This is a genomic window from Luteitalea sp. TBR-22, from assembly GCF_016865485.1.
Classification (GTDB): domain Bacteria; phylum Acidobacteriota; class Vicinamibacteria; order Vicinamibacterales; family Vicinamibacteraceae; genus Luteitalea.
Window position 1 is genome coordinate 3,229,162 of the sequence record NZ_AP024452.1, and the last position, 22,881, is coordinate 3,252,042.

Genomic DNA, 22,881 nt, shown 5'->3' on the forward strand with positions numbered 1-22,881 from the left:
GTCATCCGACCGGGAACAGGAACTCGAGCAGCGGCCCCACGCGCTCGGCCCACGCCGACTCGGAGTGCGGGGCGTCCGGCGCCTCGAGATAGTGCAGGTCGGTCCCGACCCGCCAGCCCTTGGCCACCAGCACGCCCTTGAGCGCGCGTGCGTTGCGCACCGTGTCGCGTCCCTCGGCGGTCCCGACGTCGAGCCAGATACGCCACGGCAGGCGACCCGGCAGGCCCTCCACGCGGGTCAGCACGGCGCGGCGGTCCCACCAGATCGACGGCGACATCACCGCCAGGGCGCCGAACGTCGTCGGGTGCTCGAGCCCGATGTGCAGCGTCACCAGCCCTCCCAGCGACGAGCCGCCCAGCGCCGTGTGCGCGGCGTCGGTGCGGGTCCTGAACGCCCCATCCACCCACGGCTTCAGTTCGTCGACAAGGAAGCGGGCGTACGCGCCGGCCTGCCCGCCGGCATGGCGGTGGACGTCGCGGGTCGGCGCGAACTCGTCGGCCCGCTGCGCCCCGGCGTGGTTGATGGCGACGATGATGAGCGGCGCGACGCGGCCTTGGTGGACGAGGCGCTCGGCGGTCTCGTCCACCCCCCATTCGGTGCCGGCAAACGACGTGCTGGTGTCGAAGAGGTTCTGCCCGTCGTGCAGGTACAACACCGGGAAGCGGCGAGCCTCATCGTGGTCGTATCCGGGAGGCAACCACACGAGGACGTCGCGGTCGTTGCCGAGGGCGTCGGAGTGGAATCCCTCGAGCAGCCGGACGTCGCCGGTGAGGCTCCGCCCGTCACGCGGCGCGTGCACGCACTTGATGGGGCCTGCAGGCACGGCTACGCGCGACACCGGGACGGATGGACCGGACGGGACATCTATCCCTAGTGTACTGGACGAGCCGGACACGCTCCTCCCGAGCTCCCCGCCCCGGCAGGGGCGCCCGGCGCGATTGGGCCGGCGGGCCCGACCGTTGATAATGACCACGAGGACTCATCCGCACATGGCACTGATCGACCCCGGCATGAAGGCTCCCGCATTCGCGCTCCCCGACCAGGACGGCACCATCCACAGGCTGGCCGATCACAAGGGCCACCCGGTGGTCCTGTTCTTCTACCCGAAGGACGACACCTCGGGCTGCACGAAGGAAGCGTGCGGGTTCCAGGAGGCGCTGCCCGACTTCACGAAGGTGAAGGCCCGGGTCTTCGGCATCAGCATCCTCGACACGAAGAGCAAGGCGAAGTTCGCCAGCAAGTACGGCCTCACGTTCCCGCTGCTCGCCGACGAGGACCACGCGGTATGCGAGCAGTACGGGGTGTGGCAGGAGAAGAGCATGTACGGGCGCAAGTACATGGGGATCGCGCGCGTCAGCTACCTCATCGACGGCGCCGGCACGGTCGTGCGGCGCTGGGATGGCGTCAAGGTCGAGGAGCATGCCGCCGAAGTGCTCGAGGCCGTGCAGGCGCTGGGGGCCAAGTGAGCGGCCGACGCCTGTCGCGCCTGCTCGCGGCGCTCCTGTCACTGGCGCCGCTGCCCGCGCTCGCGCAGCGGGAGCCCTTCAACCTCGAGCTCGGCGATCCCGGGCGCCGCACGAAGACCATCGCGCTCGTGGTCGACCAGATACACGACACCCGCAGGGGCGTCGACATCTCGCCCGACGAGGTCGCGGCGTCGCTGGCCGACGCCGCCATCGTGCTCGTCGGCGAGTCGCACACGTCCATCGAGTCGCATCGCGTGCAGGCCCAGGTGATCGCGGCGCTGCAGCGTGCCGGGCGACGGGTGACCATCGGCCTCGAGATGTTCCCGGCCGAGGCGCCGACGGCGCCGTTCGACCGCTGGCTGCGCGGCGGCATCGACGAGCCGACGCTGCTGCGCGAGTCGGGCTGGTACGACTACTGGGGCTATCCCTGGGGCTACTACCGCGACGTGTTCCTGTTGGCCAGGCAGTACCGGCTGCCAATCCGCGGCGTCAACGCGCCCCGGGCCATCGTGTCGCAGGTCGGTCGCCGTGGCCTGGCGGGCATCGGCGGGATGGAGCGCGGACAGTTGGCGCCGACGATCGACACGACCAACGAGGAGCACAAGCAACTGTTTGTCGCCTACGTCGGCGGCGGCAGCGACACGCACGGCGCCGGGATGCCGGCCGACGTGCTGCAGAAGATGGTCGAGGCCCAGAGCACCTGGGACGCCACCATGGGGTTCCACGCCGCCCAGTTGGTCAAGGACAACCCCGACCCCAAGGCCATCGTCGTCGTGCTCGTCGGCAGCGGCCACGTGGCGTACAACCTCGGCATCGCCCGGCAGGCGAAGGCCTACACCGACAAGCGCGTCGCGACGGTGATGCCGATTGCCACCGCCCCCGACAAGCCCGAGACGATCCGCGCGTCGGTGGCCGACATCGTGTGGGGCGTGCCGACCGAGACCTATCCGCTCTTCCCGACGTTCGGCGTCTCGTTCCGCAGCAGCGGCGAACAGCCGAACACGGTGCTGATGGTGTCGCCAGGCTCGACGGCCGCCGCGATGGGCATCAAGGCGGGCGACGTGCTGATGGCGCTCGACGACCAGCCGATCAGGCGCGACGTCGAGGTGCGGGCCTTCATCGACCGCAAGCAGTGGGGCGACGCCGTCACGGCGAAGGTGACGCGCGGCACCGAGACGCTGACGCTCACGGGCCGGCTCCGGCGGCAGTAGCCTACGGGTTCGAGCCCCAGGGCTCGAGGCTCGGACGGCACATGCCGCCACTCCTGCACCCCGGCCTCACCTGGCGTCTTCGGCCATCACGGTGATCGAGGACGGGCGCGCGCCGGAGCGGTAGACACGCTGGGTGGCGGGGCGGAAGTCGGCCGGCGTGGCCTTCGGAATGTCCATGAACACCTGGGGATTCCGATCCACCAGCGGGAACCAGGAGCTCTGCACCTGCACCATGATTCGGTGGCCGCGCCTGAACGCGTGGTACACGTCGGGCAGGTCGTAGGTGATGGCGGTGGGCTCGCCCGGCACCATCGGCACGGGGGTCTCGAATCCCTTGCGGAACTTGGCGCGGAACGGCTCGCCGCGCACCAGTTGCTGGTACCCGCCCATCTTCACGGCGTCGCTGCGCGTCGGTGCGCCGGCCGGCCGCTCAGGTGTCGGGTAATCGTCCGGATACACGTCGATCACCTTGACCACGAAGTCGGCGTCGGTCCCCGACGTGGACACCTGCAGCGCCACCTGGATCGGCCCGGCCACCACCAGGTCCTCCTCGAGCGGCGGCGTCTGGTACACCAGCACGTCGGGCCGGCGGCTGGCGAAGCGCTGATCCTCGGTCATGTAGTCGAAGGTGAAGCCGCCGGCGACGTAGCCGACGTACGGCACAGGCCGCGACGGGTCACTGACGTACTCGTCGTACTGCCCGCTTCCCTGTGGCCTGCGGTCGGTGAGACTCCCCCGCTCGCCCAGGTACAGGGTCTTCGGCGCGAGGCCCTTCGGCGGCCACGTGTCGAGCCGCCGGAACTCGTTGAGGCCCGTCAGGAACATCCACGCCTCGGGCAACTGCGCGGGCGCGTCCTTCAGGTGCGCCATGAAGAACGGGAACTCGATCTTCTCGCGATAGAACTCGCCGGTGCGGATCGCGAAGTCGAGGTTGCCGAGGGTCTGCCCGGGCCCCCGCGACCACCCGCCATGTGACCACGGGCCCATCACGATGCTGTTGACGATGCCGGGGTTCCTCTGCTCGACGGCGCGGTAGATGTGGAACGGCCCGACGGGATCCTCGGCGTCGAACCAGCCGCCCACGTTCAGCACGGCGCACCTCACCTTGTCCATGAAGCGCCACAGCGAGCGCTGCTTCCAGAAGGCGTCGTAGGTGGTGTGGTCGACGATCTCCTGCCAGTAGTCGGCCTTGCCGCCGAACAACTCCGCGTTCATGCGGGCGAGCGGCACCGGCGTGCGCAGGAAGAAGTCGTACATGTCGGGCGTGCCGGGGTCGAAGGCGATCGACGGGCGCGGCGGCGCGGGGGTGTCGCCGCGTGGCGCGAAGCGCGAATAGAACCCGAAGTTGGCCCCCAGCATGAACGCGCCGTTGTGGTACACGTCGTCGCCCATGTAGTAGTCGGCCGTCGGCGCCTGCGGCGAGGCCGCCTTGAGCGCCGGGTGCGAGTCGATGATGCTCGCAGCCACGTGGAACCCCGGCTGCGAGATGCCGATCATCCCGACGCGGCCGTTGTGGTTGGGCACGTGGGCGAGCAGCCACTCGATGGTGTCGTACGTGTCGGTGCGCTCGTCGACGTCCTTCGGCCCCGTCCCCGGGTTGAACGGACGCACCTGACGGAACTCGCCCTCCGACATGTACCGGCCGCGCGCGTCCTGCCGCACGAAGATGAAGCCCTCCTTCTGGAGTGGCTCGGAACCCAGTTGCGTCGGGTACTTGTCCACGCCGTAGGGCGCGACGCTGTACGGCGTCCGCGTCAGCAGGAACGGGTAGGTGCGCGACGAGTCCTTGGGCACGTACACGGCGGTGAACAGGCGCACGCCGTCGCGCATCGGAACCAGGTATTCGTACTTGGTGTACGTGGCCCGCACCAGTTCCGCGCCGGTAAGGGCCTGTGCCCCCGAGGCCGGCGCGACGGGCGGCTGCGCGAGCATCGACGTGCCCGTCACCAGCAGTGCGCCGAGCACGTGACCCGCAGGTCCGAGGCGTGTGAACACTCGCAAGACGACCTCCATCCACATCACTGACCGTCGCCAAGGGCGACGGCTACACCTGCGGCGACCGTAGGCGTCGGCCTTGACCGACGCGCGGATCAGTGAGCCATCACGGTTGAGCCGTCCCCTACCGCAGGCGCAGCGTCGCGGTCACCGGGAAATGATCCGACGGATACCGCTGGTTCCGGTCGGTGCGGACGATCGCGGCATCGACGATCTCCCACTCGCTCGTTGCGAAGATGTGGTCGATCTTCTCGCCGTTCACCTGGCCGAACTTGAAGCCGGTGAACGTGCCCACCGGCGACGCATCGGGATGCCTCGTCCGGAACGTGTCGCGGAACAGGCCGCCGTCGAGCATCGACACCACGGCCGGGTTCTTCTCGCCGGCGTTGAAATCGCCGGTGACGATGGCCGGCGCCTGCGGGTCGCGCGCCGCGATGCGTGCCCGCAGCAGTGCCACCGACTTCTCCCGCGAGGGCTGCGACTGGTGGTCCAGATGCACGTTGTACACGTACAGGGGCCGGCCGTCGGGTGTCGTGAACTGTGCCCACGTGCAGATGCGCGTGATCGTGTTGCCCCACGACTTCGACGCGACCTGCTCCGGCGTGTCCGAGAACCAGAAGGTGTCGCTGCGGTTCACTGACAGCGCCGCGGTGCGATACAGCACGCAGGAGTACTCGCCGGCGCGCACGCCGTTGTCGCGACCCACGCCCACCATCGCGTAGCCGGGCAGCGCCTTCAGGATGTAGTCCAGTTGGGGGAACAGCGCTTCCTGCATGCCGACGACGTCGGCCGCCTCCTGGCGCATCACGTCGACGAGGAAGTCCTTGCGCTTGTCCCAGTGGTCCTCGCCGTCGTTGGCCGTGCCGTAGCGGATGTTGAAGGTCATCACCTTCAGCGTCCCCGCGGCGGCCTGCGCCCCCCCGGCCGCACCGGCCGGCGCGGCCAGTGCGCCGAGCGTCGCGGCGCACGCCTGCACGAACTGCCGTCTCTTCATGCGATCCACTCCCGTCCGGCCCAGTGGGCGCGAAGGAACTCGACGACGTTGCGCCAGCGGAACCCCTCGAGATCGTCCTCGGAGAATCCCCGGGCGGCCAGCACGTCGCACAGGCGATGCAGGTCGACGCACGTGTCGAGGTCGGCGGGCGTCTGCTCGGTGCCGAAGGCGCCATCGAGGTCGGAGCCGATGCACACATGCCGGGTCGATCCCGCCAGCTCGCAGATGTGCACCACGTGATCGGCCAGTCGCTCGAACGTGCACCCGGTCGACTGCGGCGTCGATCTGCCGCGTACCCAGCCGGGCACGATCATCCAGGCATCACACGACGCACCGATGACGGCGCCACGCGCGACGATGGCCTTGATCTGGTCGTCGGGTAGCTGGCGCTGGTCGTCGACCAGCGCGCGGGCGTTGTGATGGCTGGCCCAGACCGCGCCGCCGAACAGGTCGAGCGCCTGCCACAGGCTGTCGTCGCTCAGGTGCGTGACGTCGAGGATGACCCCGAGGCGCTCCATCGCCGCCAGCAGCGCCGGCCCCTGTGCCTCGAGGCGCCCGCTCGTGTGGGTCCCGGGCGCGTACCGGCCCGGGCCGTAATGCGCAGGCCCGACGGCCCGCAGGCCGTCACGCACGGCCCGTTCCAGGTAGTCGACGGTGACCAGCGAGTCGGCGCCTTCGAGGCTCCGGATGTAGCCGATCGGCAGCGCCTGCACGTCGCCACCGGGCGCCATCCAGGCGGCCAGGTGCGCCTCGAGCGAGGCCAGGTCGGTGATGGCGCGCATCTCGCCGGCCCGCTCCATCTCGCGGTACCACGCCAGCTGCCCCTGCGTCTGGGCCCACGCCTGCTCGGCCGAGTGCCATCCCGGCAGCGGGTTGCCCGGCGCCACGTACCGTGCGATCTGCGTGGCCACGACGAGCCCGATCCGCCCCCGCCGCAGTTCGGGGAGCGACACGGTGCCGCGCCCACGATCCGGCTTGTCGGTGAGTCCCGCCTCCCGCGCCCGAATCGCCTCGACCGGCAGGCGCAGGTCGCGGTTCCACTCCAGCGCATTCATCGAGAGGTCGAGGTGCGCGTCGACGAGCAACATCTACGCGTCCTTCAGGCGGAACAGCGCCTCGATCTCGACGGGGATGTTGCCGGGCAGCGAGCCCATGCCGACCGCGCTGCGGACGCCGACGCCCTTCTCCTCGCCCCAGATGGCCGAGAAGAGCTCGCTGCAGCCGTTGATCACGAACGGGTGCCGGTCGAACTCCGGGGTGGCCCACACCATGCCGAGCACCTTGACCACGCGCTCGATGCGATCGAGCGAGCCGACCGTCGCCTTGATGGTCGCGATCATCGACAGGCCGACCTGCCGCGCCGCGAGTTTGCCGGCGTCCGCGTCGAGGTCCTGGCCCACCTTGCCGACGATCATCGATCCGTCGGGCTTCATCGTGCCGTGTCCGGACACGTACAGGTACGTGCCCTCGATCAAGGCCGGCTTGTAGACGCCCATCGGCTTGGGCGCGGGCGGGAGTTCGAGGCCGAGGGCGGCAAAGCGTTCGTCAGCGGTAGGCATGGTCAGAGTCGGGAGTCGGGAGTCGGGAGTCGGGAGTCGGGAGTCGGGAAACGGGAGTCGGGAAACGGGAGTCGGGAAAAGGCCGGGCTGGAGACAGCGCTGTCCGCCGAAGCGCGAAGCGCGAAGACGGGACGGTCCGTGATCTTCCTAGATCCAGATGTCCAGCACCAGCACCCCGATCAGGCCGACGATGGACACGATGGTCTCCATGACCGTCCAGGTGCGGAAGCACTCGGCGACGGTGACGTTGAAGTACTCCTTGAACAACCAGAACGCCCCGTCGTTGACATGCGACAGCAGGAGGCTGCCAGCGCCGGTCGCCAGGACCATCAGGTTCGCATCGACCGCGCCCCTGGCCACCAGTGGCGCCACCAGGCCCGCCGTCGTCAGGCCGGCGACCGTGGCCGAGCCCACGCACACGCGCACCAGGCCGGCCATCGCCCAGGCCAGCACCAGGGGCGGCGCCGGCACGGCCAACAGCAGCTCGGCGATCGCACGGCTCGCGCCCGCGTCGGTGAGCACCTGCTTGAAGGCGCCCGCCCCGCCGACGATCAGCAGCATCATCGCCACGTCGGACACGGCGCGCTCGCACCAGGCCATTACCTGGCCCAGCGTGCGCCCCTGCCCCAGCCCGAGCAGGGCGCCAGCGGCGAGGACGGCGGTCAGCATCGCCAGCGTCGGGTCCGACAGCGCCCGCGCGACCGATGCCGCTCCCCCACCGCCGACCAGCGGTTGCAGCACGGCGCCCGAGGCGAGCATGACGACCGGCAGGAGCGCGCTCACCAGACTGGCGGCCAGCGACGGCAGCTCGGCTTCCGGCTTGAGCGGCGCCACGAACGTGTCGTGCGGGCGCGGGTCGAGGTCGCGGATGAAGCGCGAGTAGAACGGCCCGGCGACTAGGATGGCGGGAATGGCGATCACGATGCCGTACAGCAGCGTGAGGCCCATGTCGGCGTGGAACTGCTGCACGAGCGCCGCGGGGGCCGGATGGGGCGGCAGGTATCCGTGGGTCACCGACAGCGCCGCGAGCATCGGCAGGCCGACGTAGATGGTCGGCAGCCGGTATTGCGCCGCGACGCTGAAGATGAGGGGCACCACCAGCACGAACCCCACCGCATAGAACAGGGGCAGGCCGACGATGAAGCCGGTGACCATCAGTGCCCACTGGACGTAGGCCGGTCCACTGAGGCGCATCAGGCTGCTGGCGATGCGTTGCGCCGCGCCGCTCTCGGCGACGATCTTGCCCAGCATCGCGCCGAGGCCGATGACGATCGCCAGCGAGCCGAGCGTGTCGCCGAGTCCCTTCTGGATGGAGGCGGCCGCCTGCACCGGCGACAGGCCTGCCGCCAACCCGACGCCCAGGCAGACCAGCAGGAAGCCGAGAAAGGCGTTGAGACGCGCGACGGCCAGCAGCAGGATCAGCGCGAGGATGCCTGCCAGGGCGATGGCGAGGAGCATGGCCGCGACCAATGCTATCGCAGGCCGCGCGCCGCCCCGTCCTCGTGCCTGATGCCCAGCCTATGTGCCGGGGTGACCGGTCGCCTCGGTGGCGGCAGACAAGGAGGCCACCCAGACGTTCCCGGTCCAGTAGCCGCGTTCGTACACGACACGGTCGCCTCGTGGCGACCACACAGGCCACCGCACGTACTCGGTGGGTCCACCGGGACTCGTCAACGTCGTGACCCGGCGGCTGCCGACCTCGACGGCCTCGAGCGTCCAACGGCCGCCCCGCATCGCGGCGTACACGATGAATCGGTCGTCGGGCGACCAATCGTTCGGCCAGGCCAGATCGGCATCCTCCACCAGCGCGGTCATGGCGGCATCGCCCGGACGCATGATCCCGACGCCGGAGCGCCATCCACGCATGCGCTGCACGGTGACCCGCGTGCCGTCGGAGGACCACGCGCCGAAGCTCGCGTCGGCGGCCAGCGGGGTCGCCTCGCCCACCCTGTCGAGGGCACCGAGCCAGAGACCGGCGCGACCCGCCGCCTCGGTGGTGAACAGGAAGCGACGGCCGTCCGGCGTCAGGCGCATGGTGAAGAGGCGCCTGGCCGCATCGGGCTCGCGGCGCCAGGCCTCGAAAGTGGCCAGTGGCTTGGCCAGGCCGGTCGTCACGTCGACCGACTGCAGGCCGAAGGGCGCAGCGGGATCGACCATCACGACGTGGCGGCCATCGGGCAGCCAGCCACGCACGAAACCGGCCACCGGCGATGGCAGCGGATGCGACTGCCCGGTCGACAGGTCGTGAATCCACGGCTCTGGGCGGTCGCCGAGACGCGACGTCGTGTAGGCAAGTCGTGACCCGTCTGGCGAGAAGCTCAACTCGCTGTACCGGGGCCGCCGCTCGGCCAGCAGCACGCGCGGCGTCAAGCCGGCCCGCGCGGCGCCTCCTGGCAGTTCGAGCGACCAGGCCTCGCTCGTCCGCTCGGCGTTGGAGAATGCCAGCGTGCTGCCGTCGCGCGACACCGCGATGTCGGTGATGCTGGCCGTCCGCGGCATCGCGGTACGGCGGGCCCTCGACACCTCCACGTGACCGTCGGCACTCACCGGCGCCGTCCACAACTCCCCCGCCTTGGCGCCCCGGACCGCTCCGACCCAGGTCGTTCCGCCCTTGCGGAACGCGAACGGACGACAGGTCGCGTGGCACGGCCCGAGCCGCACCGGCGCGCGTCCGGGCGTGACCTCCCAGACGTCGGCGGCCGGCACCTGCACCGACACGAACACGATGGTGTCGTGACCGGGCATCCATACGGGGTTGCCATGGAAGCCTTGCGGCGTGCCGGGACGCGTGAGCGCGTGGACCCGGCCGTCGGCCAGGTCGACGATGGCGAGCGTGCTCGGTGAGCCGCCCGTGCCACCGAGCACGTCGGCGCTGCCGGCAGTCTGGTAGACGAGACGACGTCCGTCGGGCGACCAGCTCGGCGACGAGCCCTCGGCCGCCACCTGACGCGCCGGCCCCCCGCCGGCCGGCACGATCCAGATGCCACCGTACTTCCGGGAGTGATAGGCCACCCATTGGCCGTCGGCCGACCACGCGGGGTCGACATTGTCGCCCCCGTTGCTGGTGAGCGCGCGCGCGAGGCCGGGCGACACCCGGGAGCGCACCATGATCTCGAGTGCCCCCGACGCATCCGAGCTGTAGGCCACCTGCGCGCCGTCCGGCGACAGCGCCGGGTCGGCGTCGAACCCTCTGGAGGTCGTCAACTGGACCGCCGCGTGTTCCGCCGCGCCGAGCAGGAGTCCGCCCATGTCCTCGGCGCCCGCCACGAGCGGCGCCGCGGGCCGCCGCAGGGCCAGGGCGGTGGCAATGGCCACCACGAGGACCAGCGTGGCCACGGCGCCGAGCCAGGCACGTCGACGCCACGCGCCGACCGCGCTGCCGACAGCCGACGCCGCGCTGGTGGCCGGCCGGTCGGTCGTCCTCGGCGGGTCGGCGGCGGCGCCATCAACGGCCCCCGGAGGCGGTTCGGGTGCCGGCCTGCTCGACAGCTGGCCGATGAATCGGTACCCGCGGGTGGGCACCGTCTCGATGAAGCGGGGCGCTCGGATGTCGTCGCCCAGCGCCCGCCGCACCTGCGTCACGGCGCGCGCCAGCGAGCCGTCGGTGACGTGCACGTCGGCCCACACTTCGCTCAGCAGTCGCCGCTTGTCCACCACGCGCCCCGCCTCGGCCAGCAGCAGCAGGAGCACGTCGAGGGCCTTCGGCTCGATGGCCACGCGCTGCCCGGCCAGGCGGACGTCGCGTCCCTGGACGTCCACCTCGACCTCGCCGAACCGGTAAATCACGCCGTTCATCGAGAACCTCAGGATTCCGTCACGTCGCTCGGAAAACCGTGTCGTACCCACGCGCACCGGCCCTTCCAAGGAGGACGCGTGACGTCGATCGTGCTGCTGTTGACGATGCTGGTGGCCCCCGGAGTTCCCGAAGCGAACCGAACGCCCATGGTCACGGTGGAGTATCCCCTGAGGATCGGCTCAGGCGGCTTGCCACTTGTCGAAGTCGAGGTCGCGGCCGGGCGGCGGGCCTGGTTCGTGCTCGACACGGCCGCCACCGGCACGACCCTCTCGACGGAACTGGCCGCCTCGCTCGCCCTGCCGGCCGGGGGCACGACACGGATCGGCACCCTCGGGGGCAGCGCCACGGTGGCCACGGCACATCTGACGAACTTCAGGCTCGTCGGGATGCCCGAGCGACATGAGCTGGAGGTCGCCGTCCACGATCTTGCGGCCGTCCGGCGGGCGGCGCCCGAGGCCGCCGGCATCCTCGGGCAGGACGTCCTGGCGCGGTACGACTACCTGCTCGACCTGCCGCGCCGGCGCCTGCGCGTCGGGCGCTTCGAGCCGCCGCCGGCCGGCGTCGTCCTGCCGCTGGGGTGGAGTGTCGGCCGGCCTGTCGTCGAGGTGGCGACCGCGGGCGACCGGGTCGGCCTGGTGCTGGACTCTGGCGCCGACGTGCTGGTGATGGAGGCGACGGCGGCCCGCGCCACCATCGGGGAGGTGCCCGTGGCCAGCCGGGGACGAGCCGACCTCGACACGCACGTCGGGCGCCGGTCCGTGGAGGTCGAGCACCATGCGTCGCTGCATTTCGACCGCCTGGACCTCCCGGCGGTGCCGGTGGTGCGGTTGCCGCGCGAGGCGTGGCCGATGTCGCCAGAGGTCGGGCTGCTGCCGGCGTCGCTGTTCAGCCGCGTGTACGTGTCGGCGCGGACGGCCACGGCGGTGGTGTGGGCGAGATGAGCATGAGCCGATGCCGGGCGTGACGCACCTGCAGAACGGGCCCGCCCCTGTTGCCAGGAGCAGGCCCGCCCTTGCCATCTACCTTCCGCCCTCAGCCTCGTGATTCACTTCGGCATTCCGGCATTCCGGCATTCCGGCATCACCGCCTAGTAGCGATAGTGCTCCGGCTTGTACGGCCCCTCGACCGGCACGCCGATGTAGTCGGCCTGCTCCTTGGCGAGCACCGTCAGCTTGACCCCGAGCTTGTCGAGGTGCAGGCGCGCCACCTTCTCGTCGAGGCGCTTGGGCAGCGTGTACACCTTCTTCTCGTACGCGCTGTTGTTGGTGTGGAGCTCGATCTGCGCCATCACCTGGTTGGTGAACGAGGCCGACATCACGAAGCTCGGGTGGCCGGTCGCGCAGCCGAGGTTCAGCAGGCGTCCTTCCGCGAGGATCATCACGCTGTGGCCGTCGGCGAAGCGCCACTCGTCGTACTGCGGCTTGATGTTGATCCGCTCGATGCCCGGCACCTTCTTCAGGCCGGCCATGTCGATCTCGTTGTCGAAGTGGCCGATGTTGCCGACGATCGCCTTGTCCTTCATCTTCGCCATGTGGTCGGCGGTGATGATGTTCTTGTTGCCGGTCGCGGTGATGAAGATGTCGGCCGTCGACAGCACCTCGTCGAGCGTCGTCACCTGGTAGCCTTCCATCGCCGCCTGCAGCGCGCAGATGGGATCGATCTCGGTGACGATGACGCGGGCGCCCTGGCCGCGCAGCGACTGCGCGCAGCCCTTGCCGACGTCGCCGTAGCCGCACACCACGGCCACCTTGCCCGAGAGCATCACGTCGCTGGCGCGCATGATGCCGTCGGTCAGCGAGTGGCGGCAGCCGTACAGGTTGTCGAACTTGCTCTTGGTCACCGCGTCGTTGACGTTGATGGCCGGGAACAGCAGCGAACCGGCGGCCATCATCTCGTACAGGCGGTGCACGCCGGTCGTGGTCTCCTCGCTCACGCCCTTGATGCCGCGGGCGATCGCCTGCCACTGCTCGGGCGCCTTGCCGAGTTCCTCGCGCAGCGTGCGGAGGATGATGCCCCACTCCTCGGGTTCGGTCTCGGCGTTGAACGCCGGCACCTTGTCGGCCGTGCCGTACTCGAGCGCCTTGTGCACGAACAGCGTCGCGTCGCCGCCGTCGTCGACGATCTGCTCGGGGCCGGAGCCGTCGGGCCACACGAGGGCTTCCTTCGTGCACCACCAGTACTCGTCGAGCGTCTCGCCCTTCCACGCAAAGACCGGGATGCCCTTCGGGTTCTGCACCGTGCCGCCGGTCTCCGGGCGACCGACCACCACCGCCGCGGCGGCGTGATCCTGCGTCGAGAAGATGTTGCACGACACCCAGCGGACGTCGGCGCCGAGGATGTCGAGCGTCTCGATCAGCACGGCCGTCTGGACGGTCATGTGCAGGCTGCCCATGATCTTCACGCCCGCGAGCGGCTTCTTGCCGGCGTACTCCTCGCGGATCGCCATCAGGCCGGGCATCTCCTGCTCGGCCAGCCGGATCTCCTTGCGACCGAAGTCGGCCTCGGCGAGGTTCTTGACCTTGAAGGCCGGGCGCCCGGCCTGCTCGGCCTGGGCAAACGCGTGCAACGTCTCGGTTGCGACTGCAGGGGTCATTCGATTGCTCCTTCGCGGTGTGGTCCCGCGGCTTCAAATGGGCCACGCTCATGCGAGCCGGCCCGTCGTGTCCGAACTATCTGACAGGAACCGCCTGATCCGCCGAAGCTCTGGCGGAGGCGGAGGCAACGAAGAGCGCCGGGCCGCGGACGGCCGGCGCGGGAGGCAGCGGCACCACCCGTGCTCCCGTGAAGCCGGCGCCCACGAGCAGCCGGCCAATCTGCGCCTCGGAGAACCCGAGCCACACGTGCCCCATCTGGCCACGGTACTCGTCGCGGTCGTGAGGCTGCATGTCGATCACCAGCAACCGCCCGCCCGGGACGAGCACGCGACGCGCCTCGCGCAGCGCCGCCGCCGGATCGCCCAGGTGATGCAGCACGAGCACCAGGAGCGCGAGATCCACCGAGCCATCGGCGATGGGCAGCGCCTCGAGCGCGCCCTCCCGAAGGTCGACGTTCTCGACCGCCTTGAGCCGGCCCCGTGCCGCCGTCAGCATCTCTGCCGAGGCGTCGACGGCCACCACCTGCCGCACGAAGGGCGCCAGGACGGAGGACGTCCGGCCGGTGCCGCAACCGAGGTCGGCCACGGTCCACGACGGGTCAAGGACGGCCAGCAGGCCCTCGAGGTGGAATGTGCTGCCGTAGAGGTCGTCGCGGAGGGCATCCCACTCGCCCGCCGATCGCGAGAAGAAGGCCGCCGACTCGGCTCGCCGGTCGGCCAGCACGCGCGCCAACCGCACCCGGTCCTGAGCCACCGCCGGCATCGTCGCCAGGTGGGCCTTGACGACCCGCCACAACTCGACCGACGCCTCGTCGAGGTCCTCGGGCACGAGCGAGTACAGGCGGCTCGTCCCTTCGCGGCGGACCTGCGCCCACCCGCCATCGGTCAGCGTCTTGAGATGCCGACTGATGGTGGACTGGGGGAGTTGCAGAATGTCGCAGAGCTCGCCGACCGACAGCGTCTGCCCCTCGAGCACGAGGAGCAGGCGCGCACGCAGGACGTCGCCGAGGACGTTCAGGTGCGCGAGGACCGGGAGGGCGAGGTGATTCATCACTTTATCCGGATTGACAGTAGCACCGAGTACTTCACCCGTCAAGCCGGATAAACGAGAAGGGCCGCAAAGAGCGCGGCCCCTGGCAATTTGAAATTCGGAATTCGAAATTCTCGCGGGGCGCTGCTCCGCCGCCGCCTCGGGATGTGTCGAGCGGCAAGGCCGACAGGCCGGCCGCCCCATCAATTTCAAATGTCAAATTCCAAATTGCCTCAGCAGGCGCCGACGCCCACCGCGGCGTACGCGAGGTTCGGCGCCAGCCACCGCTCGGCTTCTTCTCGCGTCATGCCCTTGCGCCGGGCGTAATCCTCCACCTGATCCTCCCCGAGTCGGCCGATCATGAAGTACGCCGCCTGGGGGTGGGAGAAGTAGAGGCCCGACACGCTGGCCGCCGGCCACATCGCGCAGCTCTCGGTGAGCGACACGCCGATGGCCTCGGCCCCGAGCAGCCGGAACAGAGTCCGCTTCTCGGTGTGGTCCGGGCACGCCGGGTACCCGAACGCCGGCCGGATCCCGCGGTACTTCTCCGCCACGAGGTCCTCGGCCGTCAATTGCTCGTCGGCGCCGTAGCCCCACTCGTGGCGCGCCTGCTGATGCAGGTACTCGGCCCCGGCCTCGGCCAGGCGATCGGCCAGCAACTTGACCATGATCGCGTTGTAGTCGTCGTTGGCGGCCTCGTGCGCCTTGGCCAGCCCCTCGGCCCCGTGCACGGTGACGGCAAACGCGCCGAGGTGGTCCGCGCCCGCGCCGACCGGCGCGATGAAGTCGGCCAGCGAACGATTCGGCTTCGCGTCGGGCTTGGGCTCCTGCTGCCGCAGCATCGGGAAGCGCGCCACTTCACGCGTCCGGCCGTCGTCGGCGTACGCCACGATGTCGTCGCCCTCGGCGTTGGCCGGCCAGAACCCATAGACGGCGCGGCAGGTCAGCGCCTCCTCGGCCTCGATTCGATCGAGCATCGCGAGGGCGTTCTCGTACAGCGACCTCGCCTCGGCCCCGTACTGCGGGTGGTCGAAGATCGTCGGCACCTTCCCCTTGAGTTCCCAGGCGTTGAAGAAGAAGGTCCAGTCGATGTACGGCCGCAGCGTGCCGATCGGCACCACCACCTCGCGTCGGCCCGTGAACGAGGGGGTCGGCAGCGCCTCGGCCGCCCAGTCGATCTTCGTGCGGTTCTCGCGCGCCTGTCGCAGCGACAGGATGGGCTTCTCCTGGCGCTTCTGGTGCATGTCGCGCATGCGAGCCTGCTCGGCGCGCACGCCGGCCGCGAAGGTCTCGCCTTGCGTGGACGACAGCACGCTGGACACCACGCCGACGGCGCGCGACGCGTCGAGCACGTGCACGGCGAGTCCCGAGTACTCCGGGGCGATCTTCACGGCGGTGTGCTGCGGACTCGTGGTCGCGCCACCGATCAGCAGCGGCAGGCGCATGCCGCGCCGCTCCATCTCGCGCGCCACGCCGACCATCTCGTCGAGCGACGGCGTGATCAGGCCGCTCAGCCCGACGACGTCCACCTGGTGCTCGACGGCCGCGTCGAGGATCTTCGCCGTCGGCACCATCACGCCGAGGTCGACCACTTCGTAGTTGTTGCAGGCCAGCACCACCGACACGATGTTCTTGCCGATGTCGTGGACGTCACCCTTGACGGTGGCGATGAGCACCTTGCCCTGCGTGCGCGCCCCGCCGGCGGCCTTCTCGGCCTCCATGTACGGCAGCAGCACCGCCACGGCGCGCTTCATCGCCCGGGCGCTCTTGACCACCTGCGGCAGGAACATCTTGCCGGCACCGAACAGCTCGCCGACGGTCTTCATGCCGTCCATCAGCGGGCCCTCGATCACCTCGAGCGGACGCGCGTACTGCTGCCGGGCCTCCTCGACGTCGGCCTCGATGAAGTCGACCACGCCATGCACGAGGGCGTAGGCCAGGCGCGCCTGCACCGTAGCCTCGCGCCACCCGAGGTCGGCCTCGCGCCTGGTCCCTGTGCCCTTGACCCGTTCGGCGTGCGCGACCAGGCGCTCGGTGGCGTCGGGACGACGGTTGAACAGCACGTCCTCGACCAGCGCGAGCAGGTCCTTCGGGATGTCCTCGTACACCGCGAGCTGCCCGGCATTGACGATGCCCATCGTCAGTCCGGCCTTGATGGCGTGGAACAGGAAGGCCGAGTGGATGGCCTCGCGCACCACGTCGTTGCCGCGGAAGCTGAACGACAGGTTGCTGATGCCGCCGCTCACGAGCGCGCCCGGGCAGGTCGCGCGGATCTGGCGCGTCGCCTCGATGAAGTTGATGGCGTACGCGTTGTGCTCCTCGAGCCCGGTGGCGATGGCCAGCACGTTGGGGTCGAAGATGATGTCCTCGGGCGGAAACTGCACCTGCTCGGTGAGCAGGCGATACGCCCGCTGGCAGATCGCCACCTTGCGCTCGATCGTGTCGGCCTGTCCGGCCTCGTCGAAGGCCATCACGATCACGGCCGCGCCGTACGCCCGCACCAGGCTGGCCTTGGCCAGGAAGTCGGCCTCGCCCTCCTTCAGGCTGATCGAATTGACGATCGCCTTGCCCTGCACGCACTTCAGGCCGGCCTCGAGCACCGTCCACTTCGAGCTGTCGATCATGAACGGCACGCGCGCCACTTCCGGCTCGGTCGCGAGCAGGTTGAGGAACGTCGTCATGCTCGCCTCCGAGTCGAGCATGCCCTCGTCCATGTTCACGTCGAGCACGTTGGCGCCGTTGCGCACCTGCTCGGTGGCCACGTCGACGGCGGCGGTGAAGTCGCCGGCCTTGATCAGGCGCGCGAACTTCGCCGATCCGGTCACGTTGGTCCGCTCGCCGATCATCTGGAAGATGCTGTCGGGGCGGATCTCGAGCGGCTCGAGGCCCGAGAAGCGGCTGTAGCGCGGGATGTCGGTCGGCACCGCGCGCGGCGTCACGCCCTGGCAGGCCTTCACCATCGCCGCGATGTGGTCGGGCGTGGTGCCGCAGCAGCCGCCGATGATGTTCAGCAACCCCTCGCGCGCGTACCCGGCGAGCACGCCCGCCATCTGCTCGGGCGTCTCGTCGTAGCCCCCGAAGGCATTGGGCAGCCCGGCGTTCGGGTAGCACGAGACGAAGCAGTCGGCGATCGTCGCCAGGTCCTTCAGGTACGGACGCATGTCCTCGGCGCCCAGCGCGCAGTTCAGGCCGACGCTGAACGGCCGGATGTGCGCAATCGAGATCCAGAACGCCTCGACGGTCTGGCCCGAGAGCGTGCGGCCGCTGCGATCGGTGACCGTCACCGAGATCATCACCGGGATCTCGACGTGCCGGCGGTCGAACACCCGACGAATCGCCATGGCCGCCGCCTTGGCGTTCAGCGTGTCGAAGATGGTCTCGACCAGCAGCACGTCCACGCCGCCGTCCAGCAGGCCCTCCACCTGCACCTCGTAGGCGGCGACCACCTCGTCGAACGTCACGGCCCGGTAGGCCGGATCGTTGACGTCGGGCGACAGCGACAGCGTGCGGTTCAACGGCCCGATCGCGCCGGCGACGTAGCGGGGCTGCGCGGGCGTCTTCGCGGTGTACGCGTCGACGGCGGCGCGCGCCACCCGGGCCGCCGCCACGTTCAGTTCATGCGCGAGATCGGCCAGGCCGTACTCGGCCTGCACGATCGCCGTCGCATTGAAGGTGTTGGTCTCGACGATATCGGCCCCGGCCGCCAGGTACTGCTCGTGGATGCCCTGGATGACGTCGGGCCGGGTCAGGACCAGCAGGTCGTTGTTGCCGCGCAGGTCGTCGGGGTGATCCTTGAAGCGCTCGCCGCGGTAGTCCGCCTCGGTGAGCTGGTGACGCTGCACCATCGTGCCCATCGCGCCGTCGATGAACAGCAGCCGGCGTCGACAGGCTTCCTTCAACTTCAGTGCAGTCGCATTGCTCATCGCACACTCCCCCGCGTCGCGTGACCGACGCTGCCGCGTCCCGCGCCCTTCGAGCCGCCGGCCTTGCGGCCGCTGGCGACGAGCACGGTGAACGGATCACCCTTCAACCGCGCGCCGACCTCGACGCGCACGTCCTCGAGCCCTGCCCGGAACATCCAGTCCTCGAGCGACTCGTCCCGGAAGCCCAGCCACCGGTCGCCGAGGCGCTCGCGCACCCAGTCCTGCCCATGCGCCCGCAGGTCGAGCACCAGCACGGTGCCGCCCGGCCTGAGGGCCCGCACCGCCTCGCACAGCGCCGCATCGGGCTTGGGCACGTGATGCAGGGCCTGCGACAGCAGCACCACGTCCACCGAGGCGTCCTCGAGCGGCAACGCCTCGATCCGCCCTTCCTTCCAGGTGATGTTGGCGATGCCACGCTTGCGGGCCAGTTGCCGCGCCCGCTTGAGCACCTCGCGCGAACTGTCGATCGCGACCACCTGCTCGGCCCAGCGCGCCGCCTCCATGGAGAGGTAGCCCTCACCGCAGCCGGCGTCGGCGACGACCAGGGGCGGGAGCAGGTGGCCGAGGGCCCGGCTCCACGCCGCCCAGCTACGGCCCGGCACCAGCTGTCCGGCGCTGCTGCCGTGCGCCGTGAAGTCCTCCTTGCGCAGGCGAAGCACCTCGAGCAGGCGCGCGTCGTCGGCCTTCAGCTCGTCGTCATCGTCGGCGGTCGGGAGCGATGCCTCGAGGGCCTCCCACATGGGCCGGGCCACCCCGGCGCCATCGGGGCGCAGCGAGTAGTAGGCGAACCCGCCCTCGCGCCGTTCCTCGACCAGGCCGCTCTTGCGGAGCAGGCCCAGATGGCGCGACACCCCCGACTGCGCGATGCCGAGAATCGCCGTCAGTTCCTTCACGTTGAGCTGTTCCTTGCCCAACAGGCGAATGAGCCGCAGGCGCACGTCGTCGCCCAACAACCGACAGAAGGCAGACAGGTCCTTCACATACGCGAATCTACATGCATTGATGCAACAATGCAAACTGGACGTGGGTCGAGGTCACCCGCCGCCCCCCGGGGGCGGAAGGGGCGGACGGTCGAGGTCCAGACCTGTCTGGCATCACCCCTGGCCCAGGGCCGCCTGCAGGCGCTGGTGGCCCGTGCGGCTCACGGGCAGGCGGGTGCCGTCGCGCAGGATTGCCACACGGCGGTCCTTGGCCTCGAGTTCGACCCGGTCGAGGTGGGCCAGGTTGATGAGCCAGGACCGGTGGATCCTGACGAACCGGTCCGGGTCGAGCTGGGCCTCAAGACTACTGATCGGCTGCTCCTTCAGCAGGTTGCGGCCCTGTGCGTGGATCAGCACGTAGTCGTCCTGGGCCTGCACGTGCTCGACGGCGTCCACCGGCACGACGAACACCTTGGCGCCGTCACGCACCAGGACGCGGGTGATGCGCACCGCGCGCAACGCCGTGCGCAGCTGATCGGCGGGCTGGGCCGCTCGCGCGGCCAGGCGCTCGCGCGCCCGGTCGAGCGCGGCGACCAGTCGCGCCTCGCTGTACGGCTTGAGCAGGTAGTCGACCGCATGGACCTCGAACGCCTTCAGGGCGAACTCGTCGTGCGCCGTCGCGAAGATCACGGCCGGGCCGGGCCCGACCAGTTCCAGCACGTCGAATCCCGACAGCTTCGGCATCTGGACGTCGAGCAGGAGCACGTCCGGCATGGCGTCGCTGACGGCCTTGACCGCCTCGTACCCGTTGGCGCACTCGCCGGCGACCTCGACGTCGGCGCAACGCCCGAGGTACTCGACCGCCACCTGTCGGGCCAGCGCCTCATCGTCGACCACGAGGACCCGCAGCACGCGTCCGGTCATGACGAAAGGCCTTCGGACCGAGCGGTCGTCTGCGGAAACGTGAGCGTCACGATGTAGTCCTCCTCCTCGGCTCGCGCCTCGAACGTCGCCGAGGCCCCGAAGTGCGTCGCCAGGCGGTCACGCACGTTGCGCAGGCCCGTGCCGGTACCCGCCCGTGGCGCCGACTCGCGATCGAACCGGTTGCGCACCGTCACCACGCAGGTGTTGCCCTCACGACGCGCCTGCAGGTGCACCAGCCCACCGTCGAGGAGTCCGGCCACGCCGTGCTTGATGGCGTTCTCGACCAGCGGCTGCAGGAGCAGCGGCGGCACCAGCACCTCCCCGGCCGCCGGCTCGACCTCGACGCTGACCTGAAGGCGATCCCCGAAGCGCACCTGCTCGATGTCCAGGTACTGCCGGGTCAGGTCCACCTCCTGGCGCAGCGGCACGCTCGACTGGCTGCCCAGCCGGAGACTCTGCCTGAGGAACTCGCCGAGTGCGATGGCCATCTCGCGAGCCGAGGCCGGGCGCGTTCCGGCCAGCGCGCCAATCGAATGCAGGCTGTTGAACAGGAAGTGCGGGTTGACCTGCGCCCGCAGCGCTCGCAGTTCCGCTTCCCTCGCGAGCACCGCCGACTCGAGCGCCTGACGCCTGGCGGCCGCCTGCGCCTGCAAGGCGAGGAACACGTAATGCATGGCCGCCGACAGCAGGAACAGCAGCACGCCGACGCCGGTCAGCAGCAGCGTGCCGTCGCGCGTCCAGGGCGAGGACGAGGCACCGTGCGCCGGCATCCACCACTGCGCGACCGCGACCCAGAGTGCACTGGTCAGCAGGGCCGCGCTGCCCTGCGCGAGCAGCACGCGCGCCAGCGAGCCGGCGCCTTCCAGCGGGAACGCGCGGCACACGTACCAGGCCGCCAGGCAGACCACGCCGTAGACCAGCGCCAGCGGCACCGCCCCGCTCAGGGCCGCGCCCCACGGCCAGCCGAGGCGCAGCACCAGCGTCGTGGCGGCGCCGGCGCCCAGCACCAGCCACAGCCCCAGGTACACGGAGAGGCCGGCGCCCCGGCCCAGCAGCGGGTGCACGCGTCAGTTCCTGATCTCGACGCCGCCCATCAACGCGACGCCACGGATGACGAGACGCTTCTCGGTGGCCACCGCCGGGGCCCTCGTCTTGTCGACGAAGCCGGCCAACAACGGCACGCCCTGCAGGTCGACCGTCCAGTCCTCGGGCACCTTGATCTCGATCCCGCCCCACATGACGAACACGTCGATGCTCGCCGGCGCCCGCATCGACGCCGCCCGCAGGTCGAGTTCGCACCCACCCATCACGGCCGTGATGTCCCCGCCCCTGAACGCCTGTGCGTTGACGGAGCGCTCGAAACCCGACAGCAAGGCGAACGCCGAGATCCAGTCGGAGGAATCGGACCGCACTTCGGGCTCGGGCCGCCCGAACAGGCCACGCAGGATGAAGTGCAGGCCGATGCCGATGAAGATCAGCGCGACGACGTCGGCCGGCGACGGCGACCAGTAGCCGAGCGCCTTGGCGAGTTGGCTGCCGCCGACGATCGACAGCAGCACGCCGAGGCCCCTGTCGCCCCGGGACCCGCCGGCCAGCAGCTTCGCCATGCCGATCAGCAGCGGGATCGCGCCCCAGTAGCGCCAGTACTGGCGCATGTCGATGAGGTCGAGGTTGTGTGCGAAGAGCAGGCCTCCAGCCGCGAGCAGGCCCAGGCCGGCCAGCGCCTGCCCGGCCGAACGCGGGCGTTCGCGGGTCATCGCAGGCTCCGGTTGCGCGTGACCGCCAGGTAAATCAGGCGACTGCCAGCCACGACCAGCAGCACCGGCGCCGCCGTGCGCGCCTGCCAGTGCACCCAGCCGAGGTTGCGCCCGAGCAGGGCCACGGCGAGCCCCAGCCAGGCGAGGCCGGCGACCAGGTGCCGTTCCGGCGGCGGCCCCATCAGCTTGTTGATCGCCGGGAAGACGAAGACGAGCGGCCAGTAGTCCCAGTACCGCTCCACGACCCACCAGCCACGCATCACGCCGAGCAGCGCGACGCCCGACATCAGGAACATCAGGCCGGTGACGATGGTCTGCCCGCGGGTCGAGCGGCACTCGTGCCGGCTCATCGCGTTGCCCCCGTCGTACGGGCCCGCAGTCGGTCAAGCACCGTCACCGAACCCTCCACGACGACCATCGGTACGCCCCGCACGCCATGCCGCTCCAGCGTCGCCATGGTCGGCTCCGGCTGTGCGAGCAGCGCCACCAGCACGGCCACCGCGCTCCACAGGCACACCAGGCCCGCCAGCAGCGCCGCGACCACGCCTCCGTGCTCGAGGCTGCCGCGCCACCGCCACCCACCGCCCATCGCCCTGCGTTCCAGCGCCATCGTCGTCACGTCGTTGCTCCCACGGTGACGATACGAGGCGTGGAGACTGACCGCCATCCGGTTCCGGCGAGCGGCGGTCGCGCGTCGGCGAATGACGCGGGGC

General features: G+C 70.2%; 19 protein-coding genes. 3 read left to right on the plus strand and 16 right to left on the minus strand.

What is annotated here, in order from left to right; genetic code table 11:
- Position 1: 1 nt before the first annotated feature.
- The gene (locus TBR22_RS13250; RefSeq protein ID WP_239493469.1) at positions 2-823 is read right to left on the minus strand and encodes an alpha/beta hydrolase; all 822 of its coding nucleotides are present in this window, start codon (positions 821-823) and stop codon (positions 2-4) included.
- A 166-nt stretch (positions 824-989) separates the two neighbouring features.
- On the opposite strand from TBR22_RS13250, the gene bcp reads away from it, so the two are divergent.
- A complete protein-coding gene (gene bcp, locus TBR22_RS13255; protein WP_239493470.1) occupies positions 990-1,466 on the plus strand; it encodes a thioredoxin-dependent thiol peroxidase in 477 nt (158 codons plus the stop codon).
- On the plus strand, positions 1,463-2,677 hold the full coding sequence (locus tag TBR22_RS13260) for a ChaN family lipoprotein (RefSeq protein WP_239493471.1): 1,215 nt from the start codon (positions 1,463-1,465) through the stop codon (positions 2,675-2,677). The genes bcp and TBR22_RS13260 overlap by 4 nt, the downstream gene beginning before the upstream one ends.
- 66 nt (positions 2,678-2,743) lie before the next feature.
- Here the strand turns inward: TBR22_RS13260 and TBR22_RS13265 are convergent, their stop codons facing one another.
- The 6 genes from TBR22_RS13265 to TBR22_RS13290 form a co-directional block, all read right to left on the minus strand.
- Positions 2,744-4,609, minus strand: a complete 1,866-nt coding sequence (locus TBR22_RS13265) for a CocE/NonD family hydrolase (RefSeq protein ID WP_370651522.1) — start codon at positions 4,607-4,609, stop codon at positions 2,744-2,746.
- Between the two features lie 187 nt (positions 4,610-4,796).
- A complete protein-coding gene (locus TBR22_RS13270; RefSeq protein WP_239493472.1) occupies positions 4,797-5,666 on the minus strand; it encodes an endonuclease/exonuclease/phosphatase family protein in 870 nt (289 codons plus the stop codon).
- Positions 5,663-6,754 (minus strand): dipeptidase, encoded by a 1,092-nt coding sequence (locus TBR22_RS13275; RefSeq protein WP_239488319.1) that lies wholly within the window; start codon positions 6,752-6,754, stop codon positions 5,663-5,665. The genes TBR22_RS13270 and TBR22_RS13275 overlap by 4 nt, the downstream gene beginning before the upstream one ends.
- Positions 6,755-7,225, minus strand: a complete 471-nt coding sequence (locus TBR22_RS13280; protein WP_239488320.1) for a RidA family protein — start codon at positions 7,223-7,225, stop codon at positions 6,755-6,757.
- A 147-nt stretch (positions 7,226-7,372) separates the two neighbouring features.
- Entirely contained in the window at positions 7,373-8,683 is a 1,311-nt protein-coding gene (locus TBR22_RS13285; RefSeq protein ID WP_239488321.1) for a gluconate:H+ symporter, read from the minus strand.
- Positions 8,684-8,743: 60 nt separating this feature from the next.
- The gene (locus TBR22_RS13290) at positions 8,744-11,020 is read right to left on the minus strand and encodes a winged helix-turn-helix domain-containing protein (protein WP_239488322.1); all 2,277 of its coding nucleotides are present in this window, start codon (positions 11,018-11,020) and stop codon (positions 8,744-8,746) included.
- Between the two features lie 78 nt (positions 11,021-11,098).
- On the opposite strand from TBR22_RS13290, the gene TBR22_RS13295 reads away from it, so the two are divergent.
- Entirely contained in the window at positions 11,099-11,962 is an 864-nt protein-coding gene (locus tag TBR22_RS13295) for a retropepsin-like aspartic protease (RefSeq protein ID WP_239488323.1), read from the plus strand.
- A gap of 146 nt (positions 11,963-12,108) precedes the next feature.
- Here the strand turns inward: TBR22_RS13295 and ahcY are convergent, their stop codons facing one another.
- From ahcY to TBR22_RS13340, 9 genes are all read right to left on the minus strand, one after another.
- Positions 12,109-13,614, minus strand: a complete 1,506-nt coding sequence (ahcY, locus tag TBR22_RS13300) for an adenosylhomocysteinase (protein ID WP_239488324.1) — start codon at positions 13,612-13,614, stop codon at positions 12,109-12,111.
- A 76-nt stretch (positions 13,615-13,690) separates the two neighbouring features.
- Positions 13,691-14,665, minus strand: coding sequence for a metalloregulator ArsR/SmtB family transcription factor (locus TBR22_RS13305; RefSeq protein WP_239488325.1), 975 nt, complete (start codon positions 14,663-14,665; stop codon positions 13,691-13,693).
- A gap of 212 nt (positions 14,666-14,877) precedes the next feature.
- Positions 14,878-18,567 (minus strand): methionine synthase, encoded by a 3,690-nt coding sequence (gene metH, locus TBR22_RS13310; RefSeq protein WP_239488326.1) that lies wholly within the window; start codon positions 18,565-18,567, stop codon positions 14,878-14,880.
- Positions 18,564-19,547 carry a metalloregulator ArsR/SmtB family transcription factor gene (locus TBR22_RS13315; protein ID WP_239488327.1) on the minus strand — a complete coding sequence of 328 codons (984 nt, stop codon included), beginning with the start codon at positions 19,545-19,547 and terminating at the stop codon, positions 18,564-18,566. The genes metH and TBR22_RS13315 overlap by 4 nt, the downstream gene beginning before the upstream one ends.
- Before the next feature lie 114 nt (positions 19,548-19,661).
- Entirely contained in the window at positions 19,662-20,411 is a 750-nt protein-coding gene (locus TBR22_RS13320; protein WP_239488328.1) for a LytTR family DNA-binding domain-containing protein, read from the minus strand.
- Entirely contained in the window at positions 20,408-21,475 is a 1,068-nt protein-coding gene (locus TBR22_RS13325) for a sensor histidine kinase (RefSeq protein WP_239488329.1), read from the minus strand. The genes TBR22_RS13320 and TBR22_RS13325 overlap by 4 nt, the downstream gene beginning before the upstream one ends.
- A gap of 3 nt (positions 21,476-21,478) precedes the next feature.
- Positions 21,479-22,168, minus strand: a complete 690-nt coding sequence (locus TBR22_RS13330) for a LiaI-LiaF-like domain-containing protein (RefSeq protein WP_239488330.1) — start codon at positions 22,166-22,168, stop codon at positions 21,479-21,481.
- Positions 22,165-22,518, minus strand: a complete 354-nt coding sequence (locus tag TBR22_RS13335) for a hypothetical protein (protein WP_239488331.1) — start codon at positions 22,516-22,518, stop codon at positions 22,165-22,167. The genes TBR22_RS13330 and TBR22_RS13335 overlap by 4 nt, the downstream gene beginning before the upstream one ends.
- Positions 22,515-22,787, minus strand: coding sequence for a hypothetical protein (locus TBR22_RS13340; protein WP_239488332.1), 273 nt, complete (start codon positions 22,785-22,787; stop codon positions 22,515-22,517). The genes TBR22_RS13335 and TBR22_RS13340 overlap by 4 nt, the downstream gene beginning before the upstream one ends.
- Positions 22,788-22,881: the final 94 nt, after the last annotated feature.